6 protein-coding genes are annotated in these 6,223 nt (G+C 42.1%); 3 read left to right on the top strand and 3 right to left on the bottom strand.

Annotated features, from left to right (window positions below):
• Positions 1-71 precede the first annotated feature (71 nt).
• Positions 72-293, top strand: coding sequence for a hypothetical protein (locus tag EWV68_RS16020; RefSeq protein WP_287170387.1), 222 nt, complete (start codon positions 72-74; stop codon positions 291-293).
• Positions 263-694: a mechanosensitive ion channel family protein gene (locus EWV68_RS16015; RefSeq protein WP_287170386.1), complete on the top strand. Its 432-nt coding sequence runs from the start codon at positions 263-265 to the stop codon at positions 692-694. The genes EWV68_RS16020 and EWV68_RS16015 overlap by 31 nt, the downstream gene beginning before the upstream one ends.
• A gap of 275 nt (positions 695-969) precedes the next feature.
• On the opposite strand, the gene ligA is transcribed toward EWV68_RS16015, so the two are convergent.
• From ligA to EWV68_RS16000, 3 genes are all read right to left on the bottom strand, one after another.
• On the bottom strand, positions 970-2,979 hold the full coding sequence (ligA, locus tag EWV68_RS16010) for an NAD-dependent DNA ligase LigA (protein ID WP_287170384.1): 2,010 nt from the start codon (positions 2,977-2,979) through the stop codon (positions 970-972).
• A 14-nt stretch (positions 2,980-2,993) separates the two neighbouring features.
• Positions 2,994-3,560 carry a Uma2 family endonuclease gene (locus EWV68_RS16005; protein ID WP_287170383.1) on the bottom strand — a complete coding sequence of 189 codons (567 nt, stop codon included), beginning with the start codon at positions 3,558-3,560 and terminating at the stop codon, positions 2,994-2,996.
• A gap of 109 nt (positions 3,561-3,669) precedes the next feature.
• The gene (locus tag EWV68_RS16000) at positions 3,670-4,992 is read right to left on the bottom strand and encodes an aminopeptidase P N-terminal domain-containing protein (RefSeq protein WP_287170382.1); all 1,323 of its coding nucleotides are present in this window, start codon (positions 4,990-4,992) and stop codon (positions 3,670-3,672) included.
• A 248-nt stretch (positions 4,993-5,240) separates the two neighbouring features.
• On the opposite strand from EWV68_RS16000, the gene EWV68_RS15995 reads away from it, so the two are divergent.
• A partial coding sequence (locus EWV68_RS15995) for an RNA-guided endonuclease InsQ/TnpB family protein (RefSeq protein WP_287170381.1) occupies positions 5,241-6,223 on the top strand: 983 nt, incomplete at its 3' end.

The raw sequence follows: 6,223 nt of genomic DNA, 5'->3' as shown, positions 1-6,223 counted from the left end.
AGACCAGAACAGAGTAAATCTGTTAAGGCAGGTGCGGAACCCCGCAAGGGAAAGAAGCAGAAACCTAAATCGTGAGGTTTGGGAATCGCCGTCCGTTTTACGGCGGCGAGGATGTCAATAGATATATCATTTCTTTCATCCTCATTGCCCTGCAAGTTGTCCTGATCGTGGCGATTTTGGGCTTTTTTGGCGTTGAAACCACCTCTTTTGCCGCACTTTTAGCCGCTACTGGTATTGCGATCGGGGCTGCTTGGGGGGGCTGTTGGCCAATTTTGCCGCCGGGGCTTTTTTAGTCATGTTCCGTCCCTTCAAGGTGGGCGATTTTATCTCTGCAGCAGGTATAACTGGCACGGTGGAGGAATTGGGTTTATTTGCGACTACTATCAACACTCCTGACAACATTAGAACTGTAGTCGGCAATAACAGCATTTTTTCTGGTAATATTCAAAATTTTTCTGCTAATCCCTATCGTCGTGTGGATCTGACTGCTCAATTAAGTCACGGGGTAAATGTCCAAGAAGCGATCGCCCTGTTAAAGGATAAAATTGGCCGTATCCCCAATGTTTTGACTAATCCCGCCCCCGATGTGGAAATTTTAGAATTTAATCCCTCCGGACCTCTCTTGGCAGTACGTCCCTATTGCACTAACGATAACTATTGGCAGGTCTATTTTGACACTAATAAGGCTATCTAGGGTTTGCTGAATAAATCTAAAAACCTTGTTGTATAAGACTTTTAGACTTTTTGGTTTCCAAAAAGTACCAGATATGGGAGTGATCGGGGGGAAAATTCAGGTACTTTTTCCCTGAAAATTGGGTAATTGACCCCCTCAAAATCAGTAAAACCCTACACCCCACCTGCCCCCCCGATGTCGGGGGGGTTGGGGGGGCCACACCCTACCCCCACCGAAAAACTTGTTGCCGCAGACTCTACTTAATGCTTCGGCAGATTTGCTCCAATCTTAAGCTTTTAAGCCTTGATTAATTCGAGTAATTGTGCTTCGGTTAGCTGAGTAATGCCCAATTCTAGGGCCTTTTCTAGCTTAGAACCCGCCGCTTCTCCTAGCAGTAAATAATCGGTTTTTTTGCTCACAGAACCGGTCACTTTCCCCCCAGCTTTTTCGATTAATTCTTTCGCTTCCTCCCGTTTGAGAGTTGGTAAAGTGCCAGTAATCACAAAGGTTTTCCCTGCTAAAGTCGCTTTCGTGGTGGTGGTTTTTGCTGCCGCAGCCAATTGTAAACCCGCCGCCTGTAATTTAGCGACTAAATCCCGATTAGCCTCGATTCTAAACCAATCATAGACCGATTGAGCGATTTCTTCACCGATACCATAGACAGAGGCTAAATTAGTCACGCTGGCGTTAGCTAACTCCTCCACAGTCCGAAAACTTTCGGCGAGAATTTTGGCGTTAACGCTGCCCACATAGCGAATCCCTAGCCCATAAAGTACCCTCGACCAGCTTTGATTTTTGCTCTGAGCCATAGCTGTAATTAAATTTAAGGCTGATTTCTCGCCCATTCGGTCTAATTTGGCAATTTCCGTTTTTTCGAGGCTGTAGAGGTCAGAAATGGCGGTAACTAATCCCTGTTCAATCAGCAAAATCACCACTTTTTCCCCTAATCCCCGGATATCGAGGGCATCGCGACTAGCCCAGTGTACTACACTTCCCCGCAAAATCGCCGGACAGGAACTATTGACACAGCGCGTCACCGCTTCCCCCACCGGACGAACTAGGGGAGATTGACATTCAGGGCAATTAGTGGGCATCTGGAAGGGGAAAGTCTGGGGAGGACGCAATTCTGGCAGGATTCTCACCACTTCCGGGATAATTTCCCCCGCTTTGCGGATAATTACCGTGTCACCGACTCGGATATCTAATTCGGCCACTCGATCGCTATTATGTAAAGTAGCCCTTTGTACGGTGGTTCCTGCTACCTGTACCGGTTCCATCACCGCCATGGGTGTAACCGCACCGGTGCGTCCCACGTTGACGATAATATCTTTAACTACCGTGGGGACTTCTTCGGCAGGATATTTTAAAGCGATTGCCCACCGGGGGAATTTTTGAGTGAATCCTAACCGATTTTGTCGCTGTAAATCGTTGATTTTGACTACGACACCATCGGTCATATAGGCTAATTGATGACGTTTTTCTTGCCAATCTTGATAGTATTGCGCCACTTCTTGCAGGGATGGACAGAGTTGACGGTGGGGATTAACCAGAAATCCCAGGGTTTCTAATCTATCTAAGGATTGCCATTGAGTAGTGATATTGTTATCGTCTAAATGCAGGGTATAGGCAAAAAATTGTAAGCGTCTTTTATCAACTATTTTCGGATCTAATTGTCGTAGGGTTCCCGCTGCCGCATTGCGGGGATTAGCAAAGAGAGATTCCCTTTTTTCTTCTCTTTCTTGATTGATTTTATCGAAGGTATCGAGGGGTAAAAAAGCTTCGCCGCGCACTTCCACAATTGCTGGGGGATTATCTATATTTAAGCGTAAAGGAATAGAGCGAATTGTCCGCACATTGGGGGTAATATCTTCGCCAGTGACTCCATCCCCTCTGGTAACACCTCTGACTAAAAAGCCGTTTTCGTAGGTTAAAGCTAACGCGGAACCATCGATTTTTAATTCACACACATATTCCGTGTCTTGGGTTTCATTTACATATCTTTGCCAACGGTTGCCCCATTTATTTAATTCTTCGAGGTTAAAGGCATTTTCGAGACTATACAGGGGAATATTATGACGGACAGAAACGAATTGACTAGAGATTTTATCCCCGACTCTTTGGGTGGGACTATCGGGGGTGATTAATTGGGGATAACGCTTTTCTATGTCCTCTAATTCCCGATAAAGTTGATCATAAACGCTATCGGGTATAAAAGGATCATCAAGAACATAATAAGCATAACTGGCTCTTTGTAGTTCTGTTTTTAGTTGTTGGCAACGTTGTTGGATGTCTAAGGGGATAGTCATAATCGTTAATAATGCTACTGTGCAAAGACCATTTGAGGAGTTAATTGTAAATCGGGAAATGTCACCGATATTATTCTATCTTCCTGATTAAATTCTGCCAGTTCATAAAATCCCGAAATCAGGGTTAAAACTGATATTTTTAGAGCCATATGATCGATAATCCAGTATTCAGGAATGCCTCTCACTGCGTATTCTGAACGTTTATAACGGTAGTCATCATCGGCATTACCCGGGCTAACAATTTCTACAACTAACAGGGGAGGAAATTCAATCACTGCTGTGGTCATATTTCTAATCTCTTGACATTGTTCAGCAGTTAAAATCATTAAATCTGGAATTCTCGATTTAGCTTTATCGGTGCGAATTCCCACCGTAGCGGGCATAACTTGCCAGTCTAATTGTAGCCTCTCTATTTCCCTTTCTAACACCTTAAATATATATCTAAGTATCAAAGCATGAAAGCCACTAGCGGGAGGCATGGAAATTAATTCTCCGTTAAATAATTCGTATTTATTATCTGTGGAGTCCCGATAATCTAAATATTCCGCAAAGGTATATAATTTTTCTTTGGTAGCAATCATGATAATCTCTAGAAAAAACTTAATTGAATCTCCTTTGAAGATAAATTTTGCCTTTGATACCCCCTTAATAAGTTAGGGGGGAATCTGACAATTTTTAACACCGAGCTTTTTACTTAGATTCGATATCCTCAACTTTTTTGGGAACTGTTGCAGTTAAAACCTCATTTCCTGTGGCAGTAACTAACACATCATCTTCGATACGGATACCGATACCCCGCCATTTTTCTGGCACTTCCGGCTGTCCTTCAGCAGGTTTAATATCGGGGGAGATATAAATCCCCGGTTCCACGGTTAAAACATGACCGGGCTGCAAAGTTTGCCAAGTTTCTTCGTTAACTTTATAACCTCCTGCATCATGGACATCTAATCCTAACCAATGGCCAGTTCTGTGCATATAAAAAGGCTTATATTTTTCCTCTTTAATTATCTCATCAATGTCGCCGAACAATAGCCCTAAATCCACTAATCCCTCCACAATTGTTCTCACGGCTGTGTCATGAAAAAGATTATAAGGATTACCAGTTTTTACCACTTCAATCGCCTTTAATTGAGCTTCCAGAACAATTTCATAGATAATTTTTTGTTCGGGGGTAAATTTACCATTAACGGGAAAAGTGCGGGTAATATCACCGTTATAGTAATTGTAGGCACAACCGGCATCAATTAACAAAAGCTCATTTTCTTGTACTTGGCGATCATTGTTGATATAGTGCAGAATACAGGCATTAGCACCACTAGCAACAATAGAAGGATAAGCAGGACCCATACCCCCTTCTAGGCGAAAAGTATGCTCAATTTCCGCTTGAATTTGATACTCATAGTGACCAACTTTGGTGAATTCTCTGGCCCGATTATGTGCCTGGGCCGAAATAGCGGTGGCTTTGCGAATATTGTCCAATTCGGCTGCGGTTTTCAGCAAGCGCAAAGGATGGAGAATAAAATTAGTATCCTCTAAAGCAGTCGGTCCAGTGCCGCGACGGGGAAAAGTGGCGATTAATTTTTGCCAGTGATTAAGAACGTTTGTATTAAAAGTTTTGTCCCGTCCGAGATGATAATAAATTCTTTCGGCTTTTTCGAGATATTGGGGTAATTTTTCCTCCAATTCTTGGATAGAATAGGCCTCATCAGCACCAAAAATCTCCTTTGCTCCTTCCACACCGTGGAGATAGCCGGTCCAAGTTTCTTTTTCTGGGTCTTTTGGCTGTACGAACAGGATAAACTGATGTTCGGGGTGATGGGGTGCTAAAATCGCCACCGCATCGGGTTCATTAAATCCTGTCAGGTAAAAAAAGTCACTATCCTGACGATAGGTGTATTCTACGTCATTGTGCATGACCGCCATGGGCGCACTGCGAAAAATTGCGGTTCCATGGCCGATTTTTTCCATTACCTGCTGACGACGCTGCTGAAACTCTCTGCGATCGATGCCCATAGATATTCCTAAAAATGTCACAATAAGTCCTATAGTCTATCTAAATGGAGCAAGAGGACTCCCGTTAAATTTCTCCTTAATCAAAAATATACCAGAAATTAACGTAACGATGAATTGCCACCAGAATCTAAACTAACGCGACAGCGTTTCCTTATTGGGAAAGTCTTGATTCTCAAGGGATGTATTAGCTTGACATATTTAAGCGGTAAGTGTTACACTAAGAAAATAACACAGATGGGTTCAGGCTGATGTTAAATGTTTTAAAAGTGAGAATATACCCAAACAAAGAACAAGAACTAGCCCTAGCTAAAAACTTTGGTTGCGTTCGTTTTATTTGGAATTACTACTTAAATAAAACTAACAATCAGTACCTAGAGACGGGTAAAGGAATGACCTACTGTGACATGGCAAAAGACCTTACCCAACTCAAGAAACAACCTAATTTTGAATGGTTAGCTGAGGCTACTGCCGCCACCTTGCAGCAATCATTGAAAAACTTAGAATCTGCTTTTAAGAACTTCTTCTCAAAAAGAACAAAATTCCCTAAGTTTAAAAGTAAGCATAAAAAACAATCAATCCGTTATCCTGAAAGTTGTTCAATTAGAAATAAGGGAATTAAACTACCTAAATTAGGGGTTGTAAAAGCTAAGATTTCTCAAGTAATAAATGGTCAGATTAAGTCGGTAACTGTTTCTAAAACCAGTACAGATAAATATTTTGCTGCCATCTTGTTTGAGATGGATGACTCAACAACCATTGAAAAACTAAAAATATCAGGGATAGACCTGGGTTTATCTTCTTTGGTTACGGTTTTTGATGGTGAAACAACCTACAAGGTTGACCCAATCAAACCTACCAGAAAATACGCTAAACGTTTAAAGCGGAGACAACAAGCATTGTCTCGTAAAGCCAAGGGGTCTAATAATCGCCAAAAAGCCATTAAGGAGGTAGCCAAGGTTCACGAAAAGATAGCCAATACTAGACAAGATTTTCTTCATAAACTCTCCAGAAAGTTGTGCGATGAAAACCAAATCGTTGTAGCCGAGAATCTTAGTATTAAAGGGTTAGCAAGGACTAAATTAGCCAAGTCAATACATGACGCTGGTTTTGGGATGTTGCTTAATTTCTTGGACTACAAGCTAAAAAGAGAGGGAGGAAAACTTGTAGAAGTTGACAGGTTTTATCCGAGTACAAAACTCTGTTCTTGCTGTGGATTTAAAAATGATTTATT

It is taken from the genome of Microcystis sp. M_QC_C_20170808_M9Col (assembly GCF_007095495.1).
GTDB lineage: Bacteria > Cyanobacteriota > Cyanobacteriia > Cyanobacteriales > Microcystaceae > Microcystis > Microcystis aeruginosa.
The sequence above is the reverse complement of the archived record's forward strand: the minus strand, read 5'-3'. Positions and strand labels throughout refer to the sequence as shown.

Coding starts and splice junctions, on each gene's coding strand:
- ligA (WP_287170384.1), bottom strand. CDS start 2,979: ATGACTATCCCCTTAGACATCCAACAACGTTGCCAACAACTAAAAACA.
- EWV68_RS16000 (WP_287170382.1), bottom strand. CDS start 4,992: ATGGGCATCGATCGCAGAGAGTTTCAGCAGCGTCGTCAGCAGGTAATG.
- EWV68_RS16005 (WP_287170383.1), bottom strand. CDS start 3,560: ATGATTGCTACCAAAGAAAAATTATATACCTTTGCGGAATATTTAGAT.